The 18,910-nt window shown below is 63.8% G+C and carries 17 protein-coding genes; 6 read left to right on the forward strand and 11 right to left on the reverse strand.

Annotated elements, in window-relative coordinates; genetic code table 11:
- Positions 1–32 precede the first annotated feature (32 nt).
- The 3 genes from AC2T4A_RS24185 to AC2T4A_RS24195 form a co-directional block, all read right to left on the reverse strand.
- Positions 33–488 carry a DUF6160 family protein gene (locus AC2T4A_RS24185; RefSeq protein WP_017516894.1) on the reverse strand — a complete coding sequence of 152 codons (456 nt, stop codon included), beginning with the start codon at positions 486–488 and terminating at the stop codon, positions 33–35.
- Between the two features lie 230 nt (positions 489–718).
- Entirely contained in the window at positions 719–3,442 is a 2,724-nt protein-coding gene (locus tag AC2T4A_RS24190) for a winged helix-turn-helix domain-containing protein (RefSeq protein WP_486741989.1), read from the reverse strand.
- A gap of 1 nt (position 3,443) precedes the next feature.
- A complete protein-coding gene (locus tag AC2T4A_RS24195; protein ID WP_478378974.1) occupies positions 3,444–6,152 on the reverse strand; it encodes a winged helix-turn-helix domain-containing protein in 2,709 nt (902 codons plus the stop codon).
- Positions 6,153–6,314: 162 nt separating this feature from the next.
- On the opposite strand from AC2T4A_RS24195, the gene pabB reads away from it, so the two are divergent.
- The gene (gene pabB, locus AC2T4A_RS24200; RefSeq protein WP_486741990.1) at positions 6,315–7,658 is read left to right on the forward strand and encodes an aminodeoxychorismate synthase component I; all 1,344 of its coding nucleotides are present in this window, start codon (positions 6,315–6,317) and stop codon (positions 7,656–7,658) included.
- A gap of 160 nt (positions 7,659–7,818) precedes the next feature.
- On the opposite strand, the gene thrH is transcribed toward pabB, so the two are convergent.
- Positions 7,819–8,436: a bifunctional phosphoserine phosphatase/homoserine phosphotransferase ThrH gene (thrH, locus tag AC2T4A_RS24205; RefSeq protein ID WP_416746619.1), complete on the reverse strand. Its 618-nt coding sequence runs from the start codon at positions 8,434–8,436 to the stop codon at positions 7,819–7,821.
- Between the two features lie 190 nt (positions 8,437–8,626).
- Between thrH and AC2T4A_RS24210 the strand changes: the two genes are divergently transcribed.
- The 3 genes from AC2T4A_RS24210 (at position 8,627) to AC2T4A_RS24220 (ending at position 11,058) form a co-directional block, all read left to right on the forward strand.
- Entirely contained in the window at positions 8,627–9,361 is a 735-nt protein-coding gene (locus AC2T4A_RS24210; protein WP_478378976.1) for a phosphoadenylyl-sulfate reductase, read from the forward strand.
- Between the two features lie 85 nt (positions 9,362–9,446).
- Positions 9,447–9,791: a hypothetical protein gene (locus AC2T4A_RS24215; RefSeq protein WP_416746615.1), complete on the forward strand. Its 345-nt coding sequence runs from the start codon at positions 9,447–9,449 to the stop codon at positions 9,789–9,791.
- Between the two features lie 82 nt (positions 9,792–9,873).
- On the forward strand, positions 9,874–11,058 hold the full coding sequence (locus AC2T4A_RS24220) for an MFS transporter (protein WP_486741991.1): 1,185 nt from the start codon (positions 9,874–9,876) through the stop codon (positions 11,056–11,058).
- 290 nt (positions 11,059–11,348) lie between these two features.
- Here the strand turns inward: AC2T4A_RS24220 and cysB are convergent, their stop codons facing one another.
- From cysB to AC2T4A_RS24245, 5 genes are all read right to left on the reverse strand, one after another.
- Positions 11,349–12,323 carry an HTH-type transcriptional regulator CysB gene (gene cysB, locus AC2T4A_RS24225; RefSeq protein WP_088417489.1) on the reverse strand — a complete coding sequence of 325 codons (975 nt, stop codon included), beginning with the start codon at positions 12,321–12,323 and terminating at the stop codon, positions 11,349–11,351.
- Positions 12,324–12,490: 167 nt separating this feature from the next.
- Positions 12,491–12,976, reverse strand: a complete 486-nt coding sequence (locus AC2T4A_RS24230) for a universal stress protein (RefSeq protein ID WP_416746611.1) — start codon at positions 12,974–12,976, stop codon at positions 12,491–12,493.
- Positions 12,977–13,072: 96 nt separating this feature from the next.
- A complete protein-coding gene (locus AC2T4A_RS24235) occupies positions 13,073–13,984 on the reverse strand; it encodes a 5'-nucleotidase (protein WP_486741992.1) in 912 nt (303 codons plus the stop codon).
- A 17-nt stretch (positions 13,985–14,001) separates the two neighbouring features.
- Complete coding sequence (locus AC2T4A_RS24240) at positions 14,002–14,949, reverse strand: putative 2-dehydropantoate 2-reductase (protein ID WP_486741993.1); 948 nt, start codon at positions 14,947–14,949, stop codon at positions 14,002–14,004.
- Positions 14,949–15,335, reverse strand: coding sequence for a YbbN family protein (locus AC2T4A_RS24245; RefSeq protein ID WP_486741994.1), 387 nt, complete (start codon positions 15,333–15,335; stop codon positions 14,949–14,951). The genes AC2T4A_RS24240 and AC2T4A_RS24245 overlap by 1 nt, the downstream gene beginning before the upstream one ends.
- Here AC2T4A_RS24245 and AC2T4A_RS24250 point away from each other — a divergent pair.
- Together AC2T4A_RS24250 and AC2T4A_RS24255 are read left to right on the forward strand one after the other, a co-directional pair.
- Entirely contained in the window at positions 15,334–15,753 is a 420-nt protein-coding gene (locus AC2T4A_RS24250) for a PilZ domain-containing protein (RefSeq protein ID WP_416746603.1), read from the forward strand. The genes AC2T4A_RS24245 and AC2T4A_RS24250 overlap by 2 nt on opposite strands.
- Before the next feature lie 179 nt (positions 15,754–15,932).
- Entirely contained in the window at positions 15,933–17,009 is a 1,077-nt protein-coding gene (locus AC2T4A_RS24255) for a 3-deoxy-7-phosphoheptulonate synthase (protein WP_138525137.1), read from the forward strand.
- Between the two features lie 208 nt (positions 17,010–17,217).
- Here the strand turns inward: AC2T4A_RS24255 and AC2T4A_RS24260 are convergent, their stop codons facing one another.
- Both AC2T4A_RS24260 and AC2T4A_RS24265 read right to left on the reverse strand, forming a co-directional pair.
- Positions 17,218–17,502, reverse strand: coding sequence for a GNAT family N-acetyltransferase (locus tag AC2T4A_RS24260; protein ID WP_024765462.1), 285 nt, complete (start codon positions 17,500–17,502; stop codon positions 17,218–17,220).
- Positions 17,503–17,524: 22 nt separating this feature from the next.
- Entirely contained in the window at positions 17,525–18,799 is a 1,275-nt protein-coding gene (locus AC2T4A_RS24265; protein ID WP_478378981.1) for a hypothetical protein, read from the reverse strand.
- Between the last annotated feature and the right edge of the window lie 111 nt (positions 18,800–18,910).

Consider the following 18,910-nt stretch of genomic DNA (forward strand, 5'->3'; position numbering starts at 1 on the left):
CCGGCAAGGGGGACTGCGCTTCACCCTTGTGATCAGTGACCCCAGACCTTCACGGTCGAACCGGCCAGGTTCAGGTTGGAAACGGTCAGCGAGCCGATGCTGGCGCCGCCGGTGCCGACCTTGACCGCGTCGATGGTGACGTCGCCGGTCACGGTGGGCAGGCCGATGGCCAGTTGCTCGGTGGCAACGGCGGTGCCGCCGCCAACCGGAGTGATGTTGGTTTTCACCACGTCGACGGTCATCGGGGCGTTGTCGGCGATGGTCACGCTCGGCAGGTGGATACCCTGCAGGACCAGGGAACCGCCGTTGGTGTCGGCGTCCTTGTAGGTGACAGCGCCGATGGAGGCGTTGAAGGTACCGGAAATGCTGATGCCATCCTGGCCGGTGATACCGGACAGTGCAGCGTCATCCATGGATTTCATGTCGGCATGTGCCAGGAACGGAGCGGCCAGAACTGCGCTTGCAAGAACCAGTTGCTTGATTTTCATTGTTATAACTCTCCAGTGTTCAGGTGGGGTTGCCCCAGGCACTGCAAGGGGCGTCCTACCCCGCTGCAGGCTGACCGGCTGCTGCCGATCTTCCAGACCCCCGACTTCTTCCTTAGGCGCCGCGGGCATGGATTCGTGAAGCACGAGGCTTCGCGTCCTGATCTCCAAGCTACTGACCCGCCGTGAACCTGCCAGCCCATCCAAGGGATGGCGCAAACCAACCGTCTGACTCAAGCTTCGCTCAGCAATCCCAGACTCTTCCCCTTGAGTACCGCCTGGGTCCGACTGCGCACGCCGAGCTTGGCGAACAGGTTGTGCAGATGCCACTTGATGGTGGCCTCCGACAGATGCACCGCCTGGGCGATATCCCGGTTCGACAAACCCGCCGCGACAAGCCGCAGAATCTCCCGTTCGCGATGGCTAACATCCTGATTTTCATCGAAACTTTCCGGATCGACGGAAAGTCTGCGGCACTGCTCGCGGAGCATTTCCGCTACCCCCTGCCAGGCCGATGCGCGCTTGGGCTCGGCAGCCTTCCAGGCATCCCATAGCGGCAGCAGCCACAGCGCGTCATCCTGGAACAGCCGCCGGTAGCCCAGATTCCAGGCTTCCTCGAGGGTGGGGGCGAACAAGGCAAAGGCTTTTTCGCTGTTACCTTTCTGCCAATACGCCACAGAAAGTAACAGCGACAGACGCAGCCGCCGGTCGCGCTGATAGGGCGAGGTAAAGCCCGCCAGGCACGATTCCAGACGCTGCTGCGCCCGTTCGGCACGCCGCTCCGACAGCGCCAGGCGCGCTTCGGCCAGGACCAGGGCGGTATGGGCGTCGGCATAGCGTTCGGCATTGAGTCCGGACAGGTGCCGTTCCAGTTGCAGGCAGACCCGCTCGGCCTCGTTGGGCCGACGCATCCACAGCAGCAGTTGCACCTTGCAGCTCATCGCCAGCGCATGCACCCGTTCATAGCCGGGCGACTGCAGGCCAACCAGCCATTCGTCGAGCTGAGCCAACCCTTGTTCGGCCTCGCCGGCGAAGAATCGCGCCTTGGCCATCACCAGCTTGCCTCGGCTGATCAGTTCCACCGGCGTGGCGACGTCGCGCCAGGTGGTGGCCAGCGGTAGTTCGGCGAGGATCGCCGCGTGGCGATCCTGCTCGTACAGCAGGTCGGCATAGGCCAGCGACAGCGGCCCACCGACTCGGCTGCGCCGACCGAAGACGCGCTCCACGCGGCTGCGCGCGCTTTCGGCGATGGTCCGGCCGCGCTCCAGCTCGCCGCGCTCCTTGCAGATCAGCGCCTCGATCATGCTGACCACGACCTGCAGGTATTCGCTGTCGGCCATGCGCAGACAATCGCGGGCCACACCGATGGCATTGGCCGCCTCGGCGTAGTCGCCCAGCAGCGCGTAGGCTGCCGCCTGGATGCACGACAGGCTGGCGCGGAACACCGGCTGATTACCCGGCACCAACGCCAACCACTGGCGCGCCACCTTCAGGCAACCTTCCAGTTTGTCCTGATAGAGCAGCACCAGTGCCTTGAGCACCTGGGCCACGGCGAGCAACTCGGCCATGCCGAAGTGGCGCACCTTGCCCTGCCCTTGCAGCAACCGCCCGCTGAGCTCTTCGATCAGCGCCTCGGCCTCGGCGAACTTCTGTTCGAAGGCCAACTGCCAGGCATAGAAAATCTGGAACACCGGATGCTCGCGGATCACCTCGGCTGGAATGCTGCTGAGCATGCCAAGAATGCCGTAGACCCGGTTGCCGGCAATCAGCTTGGCGCCCTGGCGCTCCAGCAAGTCGGCAGCGAAGGCATAGTCGCGTGCGCGCAGGGCGTACTTGATCGCGCGGTCGGCCATATCACGCCCTTCGCACCAGCGCGCGGCAGCATGCAGCAACGGCGTCGGGTCGGAGTTGCGCGCCAGGCGGCCCTGGAGGAATTCGGCGAACAGGTGGTGGTAACGGAACCACTCGCGCTGGTCGTCCAGCGGGATGATGAACAGCTGCTCGTTCTGCAGCCGCATCAGCATGTCCAGGCCGTCGCGGCGCCCGGTCAAGGCATTGCACAGTTCGGCGCAAAATTCGTCGAGCACCGAGGTCTGGTCGAGAAACTGCTGCAAGGGTTCGGGCAGGCTACGCAGCACGTCCTCGGCGAGGTAGTCGGCGAGGTCGCGTTCGGTGCCGGAAAGCCCCTTGAGCAGCGCCGCGCGATCCGGGTTGCGCGCCAGCGCCAGGGCGGCGAGGTGCAACGCGGTGATCCAGCCTTCAGTGCGTTTGTGCAGCAGCTTGAGCTCGCTGTCGCTGAGGGCCAGCCCCTTGAGTTCGGTGAGGAAGGTGTCGGTTTCCTCGCGGGTCAGGCGCAGATCGTCGCCGCTCAGGCAGAAAGCCCAGGGCGCCAGGCCCGGTTCGTCCACCAGGAAGCGCGGGCGGTAGCGGGTGCTGGTAACCAGGCGGATATTGTCCGGCAGGTGCTCGATCAGGTAGCGCGCGCCGTGGGCCAGGGCCGGGTGGCGGATCTGGTGGAAGTCGTCGAGCAGCAGGTAGAGCGGCCCGTCGAGACGGCGCAGATCGGAAAGGAAGGCGTCGATGATGCCTTCCAGCGGCAGAGTCATGTCCGACTGCAGCAGGTTCGAGGTGTTGGTGCCGAAGTCCGCCTCGACGCTGCGGATGCTCGCCACCAGGTACTGCACCAGGCGCTGCGGCTCACTGTCGCCCTCGTCGCAGGACATCCAGGCAACCCGTGCACCGCCCTCCAGCAAACGCTGGCGGAACAGGCTGAGAATGGTGCTCTTGCCGAAGCCGGCTGGGGCGCTGAGGATCAGCACGCGCTGCGTGCGGTTGGCGTAGAGGCGGTCGATCAATGCCCGCCGCTGCAGCAGCGAAACGCTGTCGGTGCGCGGCGGGAACAGCTTGGTGCGCAGCAGCGGCGTAGGCTGCTGGGGCAATGTGGTCAGGGTCGTCATGTCAGAGCAGACTCAGCTCGCGGGCACGGCGTATCGCTTGGGTCCGATTGCGCACCTTGAGCTTCTCGTAGATGTTGTGCAGGTGCCATTTGACGGTGCCCAGGGCCAGCGACAGCTGCTGGCCGATCTCCTCGTTGGAGAGTCCCTGGGCCGCCAGGCATACCACTTCGCGCTCTCGGTCAGTCAGACCTTCTTCGAGCACCTCGGGCGACCTGCGTGCTTCCTGCCCCGGCCAGACGGTCAACATTCCACGAATGAAGACCTGCAGTGCCGGTTGTCGCTCGGTGGACTCCAGCTGCTGCAGCAACTGGCGAATCCCCTCGCCTTCCTCGATGAAAATGCTCCGCACCCCTTCCCGTTCGGCGCCGACCAGGCATTGGCCGAGCAGGCTGTGGGAACGTTCCTGGTAGCCCAGACGCTGGTAGCTCAGGGCCGCCAGCAGGTCCAGGCGCAGCCGTTGCAGGCCGTGCCAGCCCGCCTGCAGCATGCCGCGCAGTTGGGTGATTTCGTGCAGCGCCTCACTGAAGTGCCCGCGCGCCTGGAGCAGGCGCACGCGGCTGATGCCCTGCACCCAGAGCACCGGGTTGAACGGCATCTGCTTGTAATGACTGGCGAGCTTCACCCAATCGATCGCCTTGAGGCGCTGCTCGGCGCGTTTGCAGCGATCGGTGGCGGTTTCCTGGAGGATCAGGTTGATCTCCTCGCCCACCGCCATGGCGAAGAAGCGCCAGGACTGGTTGCGCGAAGCCAGGGTCTGCATCAGCCCGAGCGTGGCCAGCGCCTCCTTGCCGCGCCCCTGCAGGCGCTGGATGCGCGCCAGGCACTGCATGCCCTGTGCGTACAGATCGATGGGGTTGACCACGTCGACCCGGCCCAACGCCCAGCGCAGGCGATCTTCCAGGCCGTCCAGTTCGGTGCGGTAGTAAGCCGTCAGCGCTTCGGCTATGGCCGGCAGCGCCAGGGCCTGGGAGCGTTTGTCGAACAACGGCATGGCCTGCTCGCGCACGCGCTCGATGAGCATCTGCGCCTGCTTGACCTGGCCCTGTTCCAGTGCCAGCACCACTTCGATGGTGCACTGCTGCATGTGCAGGTAGCGGCCGTCGAGGAAGTGATTGCGTTGTTGCGCCAGCCCCATCAGGCGGCGCGCCTGCTCCGCCTGGCCGCGGATGACCTGGGCGAAGGCGCCGATCAGCAGGATGGCGCCTTCAAGGAATGCCGAATTCTGCCCCAGTTGGCTCTCCACCTTGCGCGCCAGAGTGATGCACTGTTCGAGGTCATCCTTCTGCAAGGCCAGCACGGCTTTCACCGCCAGCGCCGAGAGGTACTGATTGCCCATCGGGCCGTTGCCGCGCGAGTCGCCCCAGCGTGCCAGCAGCTCGTCGATCATGCGATTGGCTTCGGGAAGGCTGAGCTCCGTGGCGCGGGTCCAGACGTCGCTGAGAACGAGGATCGGGTAGCGCTCGGCGATCTCGTCCGGGACGTGCTTGCGCCAGCGTGAAATCAGGTAGAGCTGGCCGCGGTTGATCAGCTCCAGGCCGCACCCGTCCACCAGCGCGGCGAGCATCTCCGGGTCCTCGGCGAGGCAGGCGTGCTCGATGGCCAGGGTCGGCATGTGATGGTTGGTGAACCAAAGGCTGGCGTTGAAATGCAGTTGCTTGAAGCGCTCCGGGTCGCGCTCGCGCAGGCGCGCACGGAGGAAATCGGCGAACAACTGGTGGAAGCGGTACCACTGGCGATCGCGGTCCAGCGGCAGGAGGAACAGCTGCATGCTGTCCAGGTGCTCCAGCAGCGCCTGGCCGTCCTGGCGACCGGCCAGCGTGTTGGCCAGGTCGCCATTCAGGCGATTGGCGATCCCCAGTGATAGCAATGCGTCCTGCACATCGGCCGGCAGGCGCTCGAACACCGCGCGCAGCAGGTAATCGCCCACCGCCGCCTTGTCACTGCTGAACAGTTTGAGATCTTCCGGTGCCCCCGGCTGCTGGCGTAGCCACAGGCTGACCAGGTGAACCCCCGCCATCCAACCTTCGGTCTGGTTGTGCAGCGACTGCAGGCAGCTATCTTCGAGTTGCAGGCCATCGCGGGCGAGGTATTCGCGGGTTTCGTCGCGGGAAAGGCGCAGCTCGTCCTGGCCAACTTCCAGCAGCAGGCCCTTGGCGCGCCAGGTGGCAAGGTTCAGCGGCGGCTGGGAACGGCTGCCGATCGCCAGGGTGAGGCCTGGCGGGGCGTACTGCACCAGGCGATTGAGGCCGGCGAAGACGTCGGAATGGGTGATCTCATGCAGGTCGTCGAGTACCAGCAGGACCTTGCGCTCGTCGCGGGAAAGGTCCATCAGCAGGCTTTCCATGACCGCGACCACGGGCACGCGCATGGTGTTGCGCACATAGCCCAGCGCGTCCTCGCCGGTGCCCGGCACAGCGCTGGCCAACGCCTGGATGAGCTTCAGGCAGAAACGGCCGGGGTCGTCGTCGTCACCCTCAAGGGAGAGCCAGGCGACCTGATGGCCTTCACTGGCACGCCTGCCGGCCAGTGCCGCCAGCGCGGTGGTCTTGCCGAAACCGGCTGGGGCGCAGAACTGCAGTATCGAGGCATAAGGATGTCGGTCCAGGGCATTCTGGACCTCGGGACGAATCAAATAATCAGCAGGCACCCGGGGGGGTGTTAATCTGGAGCGCAGAAGGCTGCCGGCTGCGGGCTCGAGCACTACATCCACGGCCTGTATCCCTATGTCATTATCGTTGTTGGTACGGAGCACTGTCCGCGTGGGATTCGTCACTTCTTATCAGAATGCGTTTCCTGCGTAAACCGAAGAAATAGCTCTAGGATCGACACTTCAGCCGACCTGATCACCTCAATTGCCTGCACGCTGTTACCCATGCCTGACTGTTTTTTGTACCCGCTTCCTTACCGGGAAGACCCGGGCGAACGCTTCGCCCTGATCCATCGGGCACCTGGTGCCGTTCTCCTGGACGCCGGCCGCCCCATTGCCACACGTGGACGCTATGACCTTCTGAGCGCCTGGCCATTGGCAGAACTGGCACCGACCGCCGACGAATCGGCCAAGAGCTTTTTCGCTCGCACTAGATCCGCCTTGCAGAGCCTGGGCGAGGCAAAAGTCCCGGACAATCACAAAGTGCCATTCGTCGGCGGAATGATCGGTTATCTCGGTTATGACTTCGGTCGGCGCATCGAGCGCCTGCGCGAGCCGAACCTCGACGACCTCGCCCTCCCCGATGCGCGCCTGGGCCTGTACGCTTGGGCGCTTATCACCGATCACGAGGAACGCAGTAGCCAACTGGTGTTCCACCCGTCGCTGGCAAGGAGCGAGCGGGAGCGCCTGATCGCCCTGTTCGAAGGGGCTCGCGACGATGAGGCGCTGCCGCCCTTTGGGCTTGGCGCGCCATTCCGCCCGGACCTGAGCCGCGAGCAGTACCGCGAGGCACTGGAGCGCGTGCACAGCTACATCCTCGCCGGCGACTGCTATCAGGTGAACTACACCCAGCGCTTCCGCGCGCCTTGCAGCGGCTCCCCGTGGCTGGCATACCGAGCGCTGCGCGAGGCGTGCCCTACTCCTTTTGCCGGTTACATGGCATTGCCTGAAGGCGCGATCCTCAGCTTGTCGCCGGAGCGTTTCATCCAGCTCCACGGCAACCAGGTGGAAACCCGCCCGATCAAGGGCACCCGCCCGCGCGGCGACACGCCCGAGGCCGACCAGCGGAATGCCGAAGCCCTGCTCGCCAGCGAGAAGGACCGTGCCGAGAACCTGATGATCGTCGACCTGCTGCGCAACGACCTGGGCCGCAGCTGCCGCCCAGGCAGTGTGCGCGTGCCCGAGCTGTTCGCGGTAGAGACCTACCCCAACGTGCACCATCTGGTCAGCAGCGTGCGTGGCGAACTGGCGGACGGAAAGGATGCACTGGACCTCCTCGAAGGCAGCTTCCCGGGCGGCTCCATCACCGGCGCGCCGAAGGTCCGCGCCATGCAGATCATCGACGAGCTGGAGCCAACCCAGCGCAGCATCTACTGCGGCAGCCTGCTCTACCTCGACGTGCGCGGCGAGATGGACAGCTCCATCGCCATCCGCACCGTGCTGGTGAAAGACGGCCAGGCGAGCTGCTGGGCAGGCGGCGGTATCGTGGCCGACTCAAAATGGGAAGAGGAATACGAGGAATCGCTGACCAAGGTGGGTGTGCTGCTGCGGACGCTGGAGAACCTGTAACGCTGATGCCGCAGGCCGAACGACTGTAGGAGCGAGCTTGCTCGCGAACAGATCCACCGGCCACATCGATGTTGGGGCGATTCGCGAGCAAGCTCGCTCCTACAAAAGAGCCGGAAAGAAAAAGCCCCGCACTTGCGGGGCTTTTTCGTCTCGGCTGATCTTACAGGCTGAGCTGGCGGTTGGACGCCTTGAGGAATTCCTTTTTCAGGTCCTCATAGGTGTGCACCGCCGGGAACTGCGGGAACTCGCGAATCACATTCTCCGGCGCATGGAACAGGATGCCGGCGTGAGCTTCGGAGAGCATGGTGGTGTCGTTGTAGGAATCGCCAGCGGCGATGACACGGTAGTACAGGCTCTTGAAGGCGATGACCGACTGACGCTTCGGATCCTTCTGGCGCAGCTGGTAGCTGACGACGCGATCAGTCTCGTCAGTGATCAGCTTGTGGCACAGCAGGGTCGGGAAACCGAGCTGGCGCATCAGCGGCTGGGAGAACTCGTAGAAGGTGTCGGAGAGGATCACCACCTGGAAGCGCTCGCGCAGCCAGTCGACGAACTCCACCGCGCCTTCCAGTGGCTTCAGGGTGGCGATCACCTCCTGGATGTCGGACAGCTTCAGGCCGTGCTCGTCAAGGATGCGCAGACGCTGCTTCATCAGCACGTCGTAATCCGGAATATCGCGGGTCGTCGCCTTCAGCGCTTCGATACCGGTTTTTTCAGCGAAGGCGATCCAGATTTCCGGAACCAGAACCCCTTCCAGGTCGAGACAGGCGATTTCCACGAACGATTTCCCCGCAGGATTGACTTGAGAGGCGGCACTCTAGCGGCTCGCTCCAAGCGGCGCAACGCGGCACTTATACCCAAACACCACAGTCCACCTTCCTGATGGTTATTTAGGGGCATATCCGCCTCTTTGCTACCATCGCGCCCACAGAGCGCCCCCGCGCCATTAAAACTAGGAATACCGCCTGATGAGCCTCCCGTTCGATATCGCGGAAATCGCCGCGAGCTATGCCAGCAAAGCCCCACAGGACATCCTGAAGCTTGCCTTCGAGCACTTCGGCGACGAGCTGTGGATTTCCTTCAGCGGCGCCGAGGACGTGGTGCTGGTGGACATGGCCTGGAAGCTCAACAAGAACGTCAAGGTGTTCAGCCTGGACACCGGCCGCCTGCACCCGGAGACCTACCGCTTCATCGAGCAGGTCCGCGAGCACTACGGCATCGCCATCGAGGTGATGACCCCGGACCCGCGCCTGCTGGAGCCGTTCGTCAAGGAGAAGGGCCTGTTCAGCTTCTTCAAGGACGGCCACGGCGAGTGCTGTGGCATCCGCAAGATCGAGCCGCTCAAGCGCAAGCTGTCCACCGTGACCGCCTGGGCCACCGGCCAGCGCAAGGACCAAAGCCCCGGCACCCGCAGCCAGGTCGCCGTGGTCGAACTGGACGGCGCTTTCTCCACTCCGGAAAAGCCGCTGGTCAAGTTCAACCCGCTGGCCAACATGAGCAGCGAGGAAGTCTGGGCTTACATCCGCATGCTGGAAATCCCCTACAACAGCCTGCACGAGCGCGGCTTCATCAGCATCGGCTGCGAACCCTGCACCCGCCCTGTGCTGCCGAACCAGCACGAGCGCGAAGGCCGCTGGTGGTGGGAAGAAGCCACGCAGAAAGAGTGCGGCCTGCACGCCGGCAATTTGATCAGCAAGGCCTGAAGCCTTACCCTCGGCTGACGGAATTTTCCCTGTCAGCCCGCAGCCCAGGATCGGACGCCTGCATGCCTGCGGCGGAGCCGATCCCATGCGCATCACCCTGGTGAAGAAAGTCCTGGCCGACGGCCAGGACTGCCGCAAGTGCCGCGAAGTCCACGAACGCCTGGTCAAGGGCGGTCACCTGAATCGTATCGACCGCACCCTGGTCGCCGACGAGCGCAACCCCGCCAGCACCGGCTGGCTGGTCGCGGCCCAGTATGGAGTGGACACCGCGCCCTTCTTCGTCGTCCGCCACGATGACGGCCGCGAGGTCGTCTACACGGTGTTCATGAGCTTCCTGCACGAAGTGCTCGAAGGCCGTGGCGAGCTACCGCTGGACTCCCGCGAAGCCCTGGCCGAACTGGCCCAGCGCGACGATCTTGACCGTCTATGAGTACACGCCTGTAAGCGTCTGACTTGACGCTTTCTTGATAGTCGATCGGCCAGACTGTTCTCCCCTCCAAGGATATTTCACCATGGCCGACAGCTCGGATCGTCCACGCCCTCGCATTCCCGGCACTGTCTGGGCGCTGGGGTTCGTCAGCCTGTTCATGGACGTGTCCTCCGAGCTACTGCACAGTCTGCTGCCGCTGTTCCTGGTCGGCAGCCTGGGGCTGAGCATGGTCGCGGTAGGTCTGATCGAGGGCATCGCCGAGGCCACCGCGCTGATCGTCAAGGTATTCTCCGGCGCCATCAGTGACTTCCTCGGCCGGCGCAAGGGCCTGGTGCTGTTCGGCTACGGCCTGGCGGCGCTGTCCAAGCCGCTGTTTCCACTGGCTACCTCGGGCGAGACCATCTTCGCCGCGCGCCTGCTCGATCGCATCGGCAAGGGCATCCGCGGCGCACCCCGCGACGCCCTGATCGCCGATGTCTCACCGCCATCGATCCGTGGCGCCTGCTTCGGCCTGCGCCAATCCATGGATACCGTCGGCGCTTTCGCCGGCCCGCTGTTGGCGATCGTGCTGATGCTCTGGCTGGGCAACAATCTGCCGCTGGTGTTCTGGTTTGCCTGTGTTCCGGCCGCTATCGCGGTGCTGGCCATTGTCTTCTTCGTAAAGGAACCCGAGCACGCCGAAGGCACGCATCGCTTCCGCTCGCCGATCCATCGCGACGCTCTGCGCAGCTTCCCGACGCGCTACTGGTGGGTTGTCGGCATCGGCGCGGTCTTTACCCTCGCCCGCTTCAGCGAAGCCTTTCTGGTGCTGCGCGCCCAGGATATCGGCCTGCCGATGGCCTGGACGCCAGTGGTGATGGTGGTGATGGCCCTGCTGTTCATGCTTTCGGCCTACCCGGTGGGCTGGTGGTCAGACCGCACTGACCGCACCGGCCTGCTGGCCATCGGCATGCTATTGCTGGTGGCGGCGGACCTGCTGCTGGCCGGGGCAGACAGCACGCCGCTGATGCTCCTCGGTGTCGCACTCTGGGGCCTGCACATGGGGTTTACCCAGGGATTACTGGCGACGCTGATCGCCGACACCACGCCAGCGGACCTCAAGGGCACCGCCTTCGGTGTGTTCAACCTCGCCAGCGGCATCGCCATGCTGATGGCCAGCGTGCTGGCCGGCTGGTTATGGCAAAGCTTCGGCGCCAGCTGGACCTTCCTTGTCGGCGCGGCGCTGGCATTCGCCGCCCTGCTTTTGCTGCGCTGGCGTATCGGCTGAAACAGGGCACCTTGTAGGAGCGAGCTTGCTCGCGAACAGACCAACAATTGCCGCGCTGGCGTATCGGCTGAAACAGGCACCTTTGTAGGAGCGAGCTTGCTCGTGAACAGACCCACATCGGCGTGCTCGGTAGCTCCTTTCGCGAGCAAGCTCGCTCCTACAGAAAGCGTCAGGGGTCGACCTGCAGCCTCGAGAATCGGCCAATGAAAAACGCCGCGACTCTCGGGGAGGATCGCGGCGTTTTTTCTGGAGCAGACAGGCTACGGCATCAAACGGAAACCCGAGCGCAATCAGTAGATCGGCAGTTCGATACCGTCGAACAGCTCGTCCAGCTCAGTCTTGTTGTGGCACTGAACGGCCTTGGCCAGCAGGTCACGGGTCAGGTGCGGGGCGAACTTCTCGATGAAATCGCACATGAAGCCGCGCAGGAAGGTGCCGCGACGGAAGCCGATCTTGGTCACGCTGGACTCGAACAGATGGCTGGCATCAAGCATCACCAGGTCACTGTCGAGCTTCGGATCGACCGCCATGTGGGCCACGATGCCCACGCCCAGGCCCAGTCGCACGTAGGTCTTGATCACGTCGGCGTCAGCGGCGGTGAACACTACCTTCGGCACCAGGCCGCGCTGGTTGAAGGCCTCGTCAAGCTTGGAGCGGCCGGTGAAGCCGAATACGTAGGTGACGATGGGCTGCTCGGCAAGCAGCTCCAGGGTCAGCTTCGGCACCTTGGTCAGCGGGTGGCCCTGGGGCACGATCACGCAGCGGTTCCAGCGGTAGCACGGCATCATGATCAGGTCGCCGAAAAGCTCCAGCGCCTCGGTGGCAATGGCGAAGTCGACGGTGCCGTCGGCAGCCATTTCGGCGATCTGCATCGGCGTGCCCTGATGCATGTGCAGGGAGACGTCCGGGTACTGCTTGATGAAGCCGCTGATCACGCCGGGCAGCGCATAGCGCGCCTGGGTGTGGGTGGTGGCGATGGACAGCGTGCCCTTCTTTTCGTTGGAGAATTCCTGGGCGATCTGCTTGATGCTCTCGACCTTGCGCAGGATTTCGCCGGCGGTGGTGATGATCCGCTCACCGGCCGGAGTGACGCGGGTCAGGTGCTTGCCGCTACGGGCGAAGACTTCGACGCCCAGCTCGTCTTCCAGCAGGCGGATCTGCTTGCTGATGCCGGGCTGGGAGGTATACAGGCTTTGGGCAGTGGCGGAGACGTTCAGATCGTGGTGCGCGACTTCCCAGATATAGCGCAGTTGCTGAAGCTTCATGGACTTTCCTCGAAATGAATGTCGCGACCCGCGATCAAGGGCTTATCGTTTTATAACCATATTAATGGTTTAAGGAATAAAACTAGACGTTTTTTTTTGCCCTGCATGCCATTCGTCTAAAGCCCCACGGAAATTCCGGGCTTGTCCGACATATCGTCACAAAGCATTCAACGATGCTGCAGCATCGGCACCAGATAGACCGGCACCTCGGCCAGTTGCACCAGGCGCGCGGCGGTGCGCCCCAGCGGCGTATTCAGCCCTTCCCCATGGCTGTGGCTGCCGGCAACGATAATGTCGACGTCCAGGCGCTTGGCCTCGTCGAGAATCACCATCGGCGCATCGCCCTGTATCACGCGCACCGAGCGGATCAGCTCGGCGTCCTGGCGCGCTTCCCCCAGTTCATCGCGGAACCCCTCCATCACCCGCTGCTCGATACTGCCCATGACGTTGGTCAGGCCATTGGTGCGCATCTCCTTCAGCGTGCCTTCGTCCAGGTAGGTCTGCAAAACGGACTCGGCGAACAGCCCCAGCGGCTCCACCGCATGCACGACGTAAACCTCGGCGCTGTAGGCGCGGGCCAGCGAAAGTGCGTGCTGAAGGACGTAGGGGGCGTAAAGACCGAGGTCGGTGGCGTAAAGAATCGTTCGGATCATGCGGCCTCCTCGACTGCCTGCGCGGCGGGGCCTATCCAGCAGCGTAGCAGGAGAACGCGAATCGCTCCGAGAAGGCCGGATGTCGCGGCCAGGTGGCTATCCGGCGACCTTCTTCTCGTTACTGACGCCATGGGGAACATGGCCGGTCGCCACCACATCCCGCGCTTTCTCGCAGTGCATCGGCTGGTCGTCGAAGAATACGTCGGCGGCGAAGGCCTCGAGGAAAGCGGCCTTGTCCAGACCACCGAGAAACAGCGATTCGTCCAAACGGATGTCCCATTCGCGCAGCGTGCGGATCACCCGTTCGTGAGCCGGTGCGGAACGCGCGGTGACCAGCGCCGTGCGGATCGGGCAGGACTCCTGTGGGAAGGCCTGCTGCACGCGGTTGAGTGCTGCCAGGAAGGGCTTGAACGGCCCGCCACGAAGCGGCTCGCGGGCGGATTCGCGCTCGTGGGTCTGGAAGGCGTCCAGCCCGCCCTGCTGGTAGACGCGCTCGGAGTCGTCGGAGAACAACACCGCATCGCCGTCGAAGGCAAAGCGCAACTCGCCATTGGCCTCCCGGCGGGCACCGCCGGAAAGGATGGTCGCGGCGGCAAAGCCGGCGTCCAGAGCGTTGCGCACATCCTCTATATGGGTGGAGAGGAACAGGTGGCAGTTGAACGCCTTCAGGTAGGGATAGGGGCTGCGGCCGCCGACAAAGGCGGCGCGGGAGATGCCCAGGCCATAGTGCTGGATGGAGTTGAACACACGCAGGCCGGTATCGGCGCTGTTGCGCGAAACCAGGATGACTTCGACCGGCGCGCTGTCGGTTCCACCGTTGAGGGCCAGCAGCTTCTGCACCAGGGCGAAGGCATCGCCCGGCGGCAGCACGTCGTCTTCGCGGGCGATCTGGTACTGGCGATAGGCTTCGACACCTTCGCTTTCATAGACCTGATGGCTTTCCCGCAGATCGAACAGCGCCCGCGAGGAAATCGCCACCACCAGCTTGTCGCCCAGTCCTTTTGCCATGCTTCCCCCGGCGTTCGTCAGCGAGCCTGGTTGCGCGCGTCGATGAAGCGCAGCGCGCGATACAGCGCCTCGATCTTCGGCAGTTCACGCCCGGCCCGGCGTGCAGCCTCCAGCGGCGCGGCGTAAATAGCACCCAGCTCCAGCGGCCGGCACTGGGCAAAATCATGGTACATGCTGGGCAGGTAGTCCGGCATGGCGTCAGTGGAGCTGAGCATCGCGCCGACGATGCCCTGCGGCAGCAAGTGCCCGCAAGCGGCGGCGCCGGCGATGACTTCCTCCATCAGCTCGGCGACCAGGGTGCGGCTGTCAGAGTTATCCATGATCGCCCGCGTACCGCTGTCGAGCAGCACGGAAAGGCCGTTGTAGGGAATGTTCCAGACCAGTTTCTGCCAGCGCGCCTGCTCCAGATTGGGCATGGCGTTGGAGTCCAGGCCGGCGCTGCGGAACAGCGCGGCGCCCTCCTCCACGATCGCCTGGCGCACTTCGGCCTCCTGCGCGAGGCCGGAGTGATAGCCGATGTTCACTCCACCGAAGGCCTGGTGCTCGATCACGCCCGGCTCCGCGCGGTGAACGCAGATGAAGCAGAGCCCGCCCAGCAGATGGATGTGCTCGGGCAACAGCGCACGCAGTTCGTCCTCCACTGCGAGGCCGTTCTGCAACAGCAGGACCTTGGCCCCCTGCGCGGCGGCCTGAATGATCAGCGGCGCAAGTTCGGCATTGCTGGTGGTCTTGGCGCCCACCAGCAGCCAGTCGCAGGGCGGCATCTTCGTCGCGTCATCGTAGGCATTCACCGGCGAAAGGCTCAGCGCGCCGTGCACCTGGCTGTTCAGGCGCAAGCCGTTCTGCGCAACGGCGGGATACTCGCTGCGCAGCAGGAAATGAACGTCATGGCCGGCGCGGGCCAGCATCAGGCCATAGAAACCGCCAATGGCGCCGGTTCCGATGATGCCGATTCGCAGATTCATCAAGGCAATTCCTCAACAGGGCGCAACAAGGCAGCGCGCAGGGCTTGGATCAGGGGTTCGGGGCGCAACGGTGCGTGGACCGGGCCCAGGAAATGGCCGTCGCGCACCAGGAACAGGGAAGGCAGGTGGAAGACTTCATAGCGCTCGACCAGCCCGCCACTGTGCCCCGCGTCGATCCAGCACAGGCGGTCCACCGGCAAGTGGGACTGCGGCAAAGCCTGCCGCGCCCAGCGGCAGGTGGAGCAGCCCGCGCCGGTGAAAACCAGCAGCGAAACGCCCGGCAGCTCCAGCAGCCGGCGGTCGGCATCCAGGTCAGTCAGCTCCAGGGCCGGCACTATACTCAAGGTGCCACCACTATAAAGATTGCAGTCGGAGCGTTCCGTCATGCGTCAGTTCCTGCGTCACCCTTGCGACCTTCCGGTCGAGCTGGTCATCCGCAAGCAGACCTTCCTGCCGCGCCAGCGGTTGCACAATATCAGCCTCGGCGGCGTGGCGTGCAATTCACCGCGGGGTTTTCGCCGCGGCACTTCCATCGAACTGCGCATCCCCCTGCTGGGCGACGCCGCGCGCTATCCAGGCGTCATCGCCTGGAGCCGCAAGCAGAGCAGCGACTACCGCGTGGGCATTGCCTTCATCGACGAAGACACCCTGTTTCGCGCCCGGATGATCGAGCAGGTCTGCCAGATCGAGCATTACCGCCGCCAGCAGGCACAGGTGCTGGGCGACGAGCAGCCGATCGAGGACCTGGCGCTGGAATGGATCGCGCGCAACGCCGCGGACTTCCCATTGTTTTGCGCGGTCTGATCGCCGCCCCGCAGAAAGTCGCGCAAATGCCCGTGTTGCGGGCATTTTCCTGCATCGAACCATTGTCGAGGCGAGGCCTGAACGGTTAAGGTTCGGGTTCCCCTTAGCGACACATTTGCCTGCGCCCCTCGCACGGGGATTCCTGGCGGCCGGCACCCGTGACCTGATTGAGTACCACGATGGCTGATTTACAGATCGATGACCTTAACGTTGCCTCCAACGAGACACTGATCACGCCGGAGCAGCTCAAGCGCGAAATCCCCCTGACCGACGCCGCCCTGCGCACCGTCGCCAACGGCCGCCAAGTCGTGCGCGACATCCTCGACGGCAAGGACCACCGCCTGTTCGTGGTGATCGGCCCCTGCTCGATCCACGACATCAAGGCCGCCCACGAGTATGCCGAGCGCCTGAAGGTGCTGGCCGCGGAAGTCTCCGACACCCTGTTCCTGGTGATGCGCGTGTACTTCGAGAAGCCGCGCACTACCGTCGGCTGGAAGGGCCTGATCAACGACCCGTACCTGGACGACTCCTTCAAGATCCAGGACGGCCTGCACATCGGCCGCCAGCTGCTGCGCGACCTCGCCGAAATGGGCCTGCCCACCGCCACCGAGGCGCTCGACCCGATTTCCCCGCAGTACCTGCAGGACCTGATCAGCTGGTCGGCCATCGGCGCGCGCACCACCGAATCCCAGACCCACCGCGAGATGGCTTCCGGCCTGTCCTCGGCGGTCGGCTTCAAGAACGGCACCGACGGCAGCCTGACCGTGGCGATCAACGCCCTGCAATCGGTTTCCAGCCCGCACCGTTTCCTGGGCATCAACCAGGAAGGCGGCGTCTCCATCGTCACCACCAAGGGCAACGCCTACGGCCACGTGGTGCTGCGTGGCGGCAACGGCAAGCCGAACTATGACTCGGTCAGCGTCGCCCTGTGCGAACAGGAACTGACCAAGGCGAAGATCCCGCTGAACGTGATGGTCGACTGCAGCCACGCCAACTCCAACAAGGACCCGGCCCTGCAGCCGCTGGTGATGGACAACGTCGCCAACCAGATCGCCGAAGGCAACAACTCCATCGTCGGCCTGATGGTGGAAAGCCACCTGGGCTGGGGCGCTCAGCCGATCCCGAAGGACCTGTGCCAGCTGCAGTACGGTGTATCGATCACCGACGCCTGCATCGACTGGGACACCACCGAGAAGGCCGTGCGCAGCATGCACACCAAGCTCAAGGACGTCCTGCCCAAGCGTCAGCGCGGCTGACGCTTCCAGCGGCAATGAAAAAGCCGGGCATATGCCCGGCTTTTTTTGGGCCCCATGTAGGAGCGAGCTTGCTCGCGAACGGCGTTTCCGCCCATAGCAGCGTCAAGCGGTTCGCGAGCAAGCTCGCTCCTACAAGGCTGTCGGGGATGGAATTGCATCAGGCACAAAAAAGCCCGGCATTCGCCGGGCTTTTTCTGCGCCCTGAAGATCAGAGCGCGGTATCGGTGTGGCGCTGGCGGCGCTCCAGGTAGCGCTCGACGTAGGAGCACGACGGGATGACGCTGTAGCCCTTGCGCTCGGCGAACTGCAGCGCATGCTCGGTGAGTGCGGCGGCGATGCCACGACCACGCAGGCTGTCGGGAACGAAAGTGCGATAGATGTCGAGCGTCTGCTTGCCCAGATCCATGTAGGCCAGATAGGCGCGATGACCATCAACAGTCGTTACGAACTGGTGGCTGGTTTCATCATGCTGGATGGACAACGACTCACTCACTTGCTCTCTCCTTCCGGGGGCCTCACAACATGACCCGCACCTGATTGATCTTGTTCAGGCGGAGGAACATTTCTGCCGAGCCCGTCCCAATCATGACGGTGATATAGACTCGGCCGTTCTCCACCTTGTGCAGCACACCCTGGTAATACGCACCATCAAACGTGATGAACTGCAGACGCTTGCCGGTGTACTGGGCAAGGCTTTCAACGCTAACGAACTCATATTGCTGCGTTTTGGCCTGCGACTCAACCGTTTCCGGGGCCGAAACCATTTGATATTGGCTTTCCGGCGTGATTTTTTTCTTCAGCGGATCGACCCAGGCGAACCCCAGCGGTGTGACCGACTCCTGGTTCACTAAGACGACCGGATGCAGCATCTGGATCACATCCTTAGGCTCGAAAAACTGCAGACCGTCCCAGGCCATGCCTTCGGTGGGCGTCAGCTCCACGCGCAGCGAGCGCGGATCGCTGAGGTAGCGGCCGTAGGCTTCGAGCAGTGGCTTGTCGAGGGCAATGCGCTGTTGGCGCAGGGCCTTGTCGAATTGCTCCAGCGCCATCGCGGTATACGCTTTCTGGTCCACGCCGAGCTTGCCCCGGCAGAACTCGCTGACGCGGCGCTGATACTGGTTGTCGTTCATCTCGACGACCAACTGCGACACCCGCGGCGGGTTCACACGCATGTCGCCGGGGCGTTCGGAGACGTTCATCAGCGTCATGCTGGTGTGCATATCCAGCATGTCGCGGGTATCACTGCGCAGGTCAAAGGTCAGGGTCTGCGCGCCCGGTTGCATGCGGTAGGAGAATTCGATGTCCGATTCGAGGGTGCGGTAGCCCATCTGCAGCAGCTCATCGACACCGATGTTGTGCACATTGCCGCAGGCCACTTCGCTCATCGCGGTGAAAGCGCTCGCCTCCGCCGGCTGGGCATACAGCGATTGCATGAACGGGCCGTGAATCTGCAGTTCCACACCCTTCAGGTCCACTGCCATCTGCTCCGGCAGCTTGCCGTCACCCAGACGCTCCTTGAAGCTGAGCAGTTCACGCAGGCCGTTGAACTTCAGCTGGGCATGGGCGACCTTCAGGCTGTCATGGGCCATCGGTACCTTGATCACCACGTTCTGCAGGCCCACCCGGCCGTCGAAGGACGAGGAAATGCCGCCGTAGGTAATTTCCATGAACGGCGAAACGCGGGCGATGGCGTCGTTCACCACGCTGCGTACGGAGAGCCAGAGCGACGCCTTGATGATGAGGGCGATCGCAACGACGGCAAAAAGAGACCACTTGAGAATCTTCGACATGGAAGGCACATCCTGGATTGTGCGAGAGCGGGACGCAGGGATACTGGCAGCTTAACAGCACACCCTGAACCTCTCCACGAGCGCCGTCGGAAATTGCGTGCATAGCGCACA

The sequence above is a fragment of the Pseudomonas sp. PVC-3-1 genome (assembly GCF_057444315.1).

Excerpts from the sequence above, each read along its gene's own strand:
- AC2T4A_RS24185 (WP_017516894.1), bottom strand. The coding sequence starts at position 488 with ATGAAAATCAAGCAACTGGTTCTTGCAAGCGCAGTTCTGGCCGCTCCG.
- AC2T4A_RS24190 (WP_486741989.1), bottom strand. The coding sequence starts at position 3,442 with ATGACGACCCTGACCACATTGCCCCAGCAGCCTACGCCGCTGCTGCGC.
- pabB (WP_486741990.1), top strand. The coding sequence starts at position 6,315 with ATGCCTGACTGTTTTTTGTACCCGCTTCCTTACCGGGAAGACCCGGGC.
- AC2T4A_RS24210 (WP_478378976.1), top strand. The coding sequence starts at position 8,627 with ATGAGCCTCCCGTTCGATATCGCGGAAATCGCCGCGAGCTATGCCAGC.
- AC2T4A_RS24215 (WP_416746615.1), top strand. The coding sequence starts at position 9,447 with ATGCGCATCACCCTGGTGAAGAAAGTCCTGGCCGACGGCCAGGACTGC.
- AC2T4A_RS24220 (WP_486741991.1), top strand. The coding sequence starts at position 9,874 with ATGGCCGACAGCTCGGATCGTCCACGCCCTCGCATTCCCGGCACTGTC.
- cysB (WP_088417489.1), bottom strand. The coding sequence starts at position 12,323 with ATGAAGCTTCAGCAACTGCGCTATATCTGGGAAGTCGCGCACCACGAT.
- AC2T4A_RS24230 (WP_416746611.1), bottom strand. The coding sequence starts at position 12,976 with ATGATCCGAACGATTCTTTACGCCACCGACCTCGGTCTTTACGCCCCC.
- AC2T4A_RS24235 (WP_486741992.1), bottom strand. The coding sequence starts at position 13,984 with ATGGCAAAAGGACTGGGCGACAAGCTGGTGGTGGCGATTTCCTCGCGG.
- AC2T4A_RS24240 (WP_486741993.1), bottom strand. The coding sequence starts at position 14,949 with ATGAATCTGCGAATCGGCATCATCGGAACCGGCGCCATTGGCGGTTTC.
- AC2T4A_RS24250 (WP_416746603.1), top strand. The coding sequence starts at position 15,334 with ATGCGTCAGTTCCTGCGTCACCCTTGCGACCTTCCGGTCGAGCTGGTC.
- AC2T4A_RS24245 (WP_486741994.1), bottom strand. The coding sequence starts at position 15,335 with ATGACGGAACGCTCCGACTGCAATCTTTATAGTGGTGGCACCTTGAGT.
- AC2T4A_RS24255 (WP_138525137.1), top strand. The coding sequence starts at position 15,933 with ATGGCTGATTTACAGATCGATGACCTTAACGTTGCCTCCAACGAGACA.
- AC2T4A_RS24265 (WP_478378981.1), bottom strand. The coding sequence starts at position 18,799 with ATGTCGAAGATTCTCAAGTGGTCTCTTTTTGCCGTCGTTGCGATCGCC.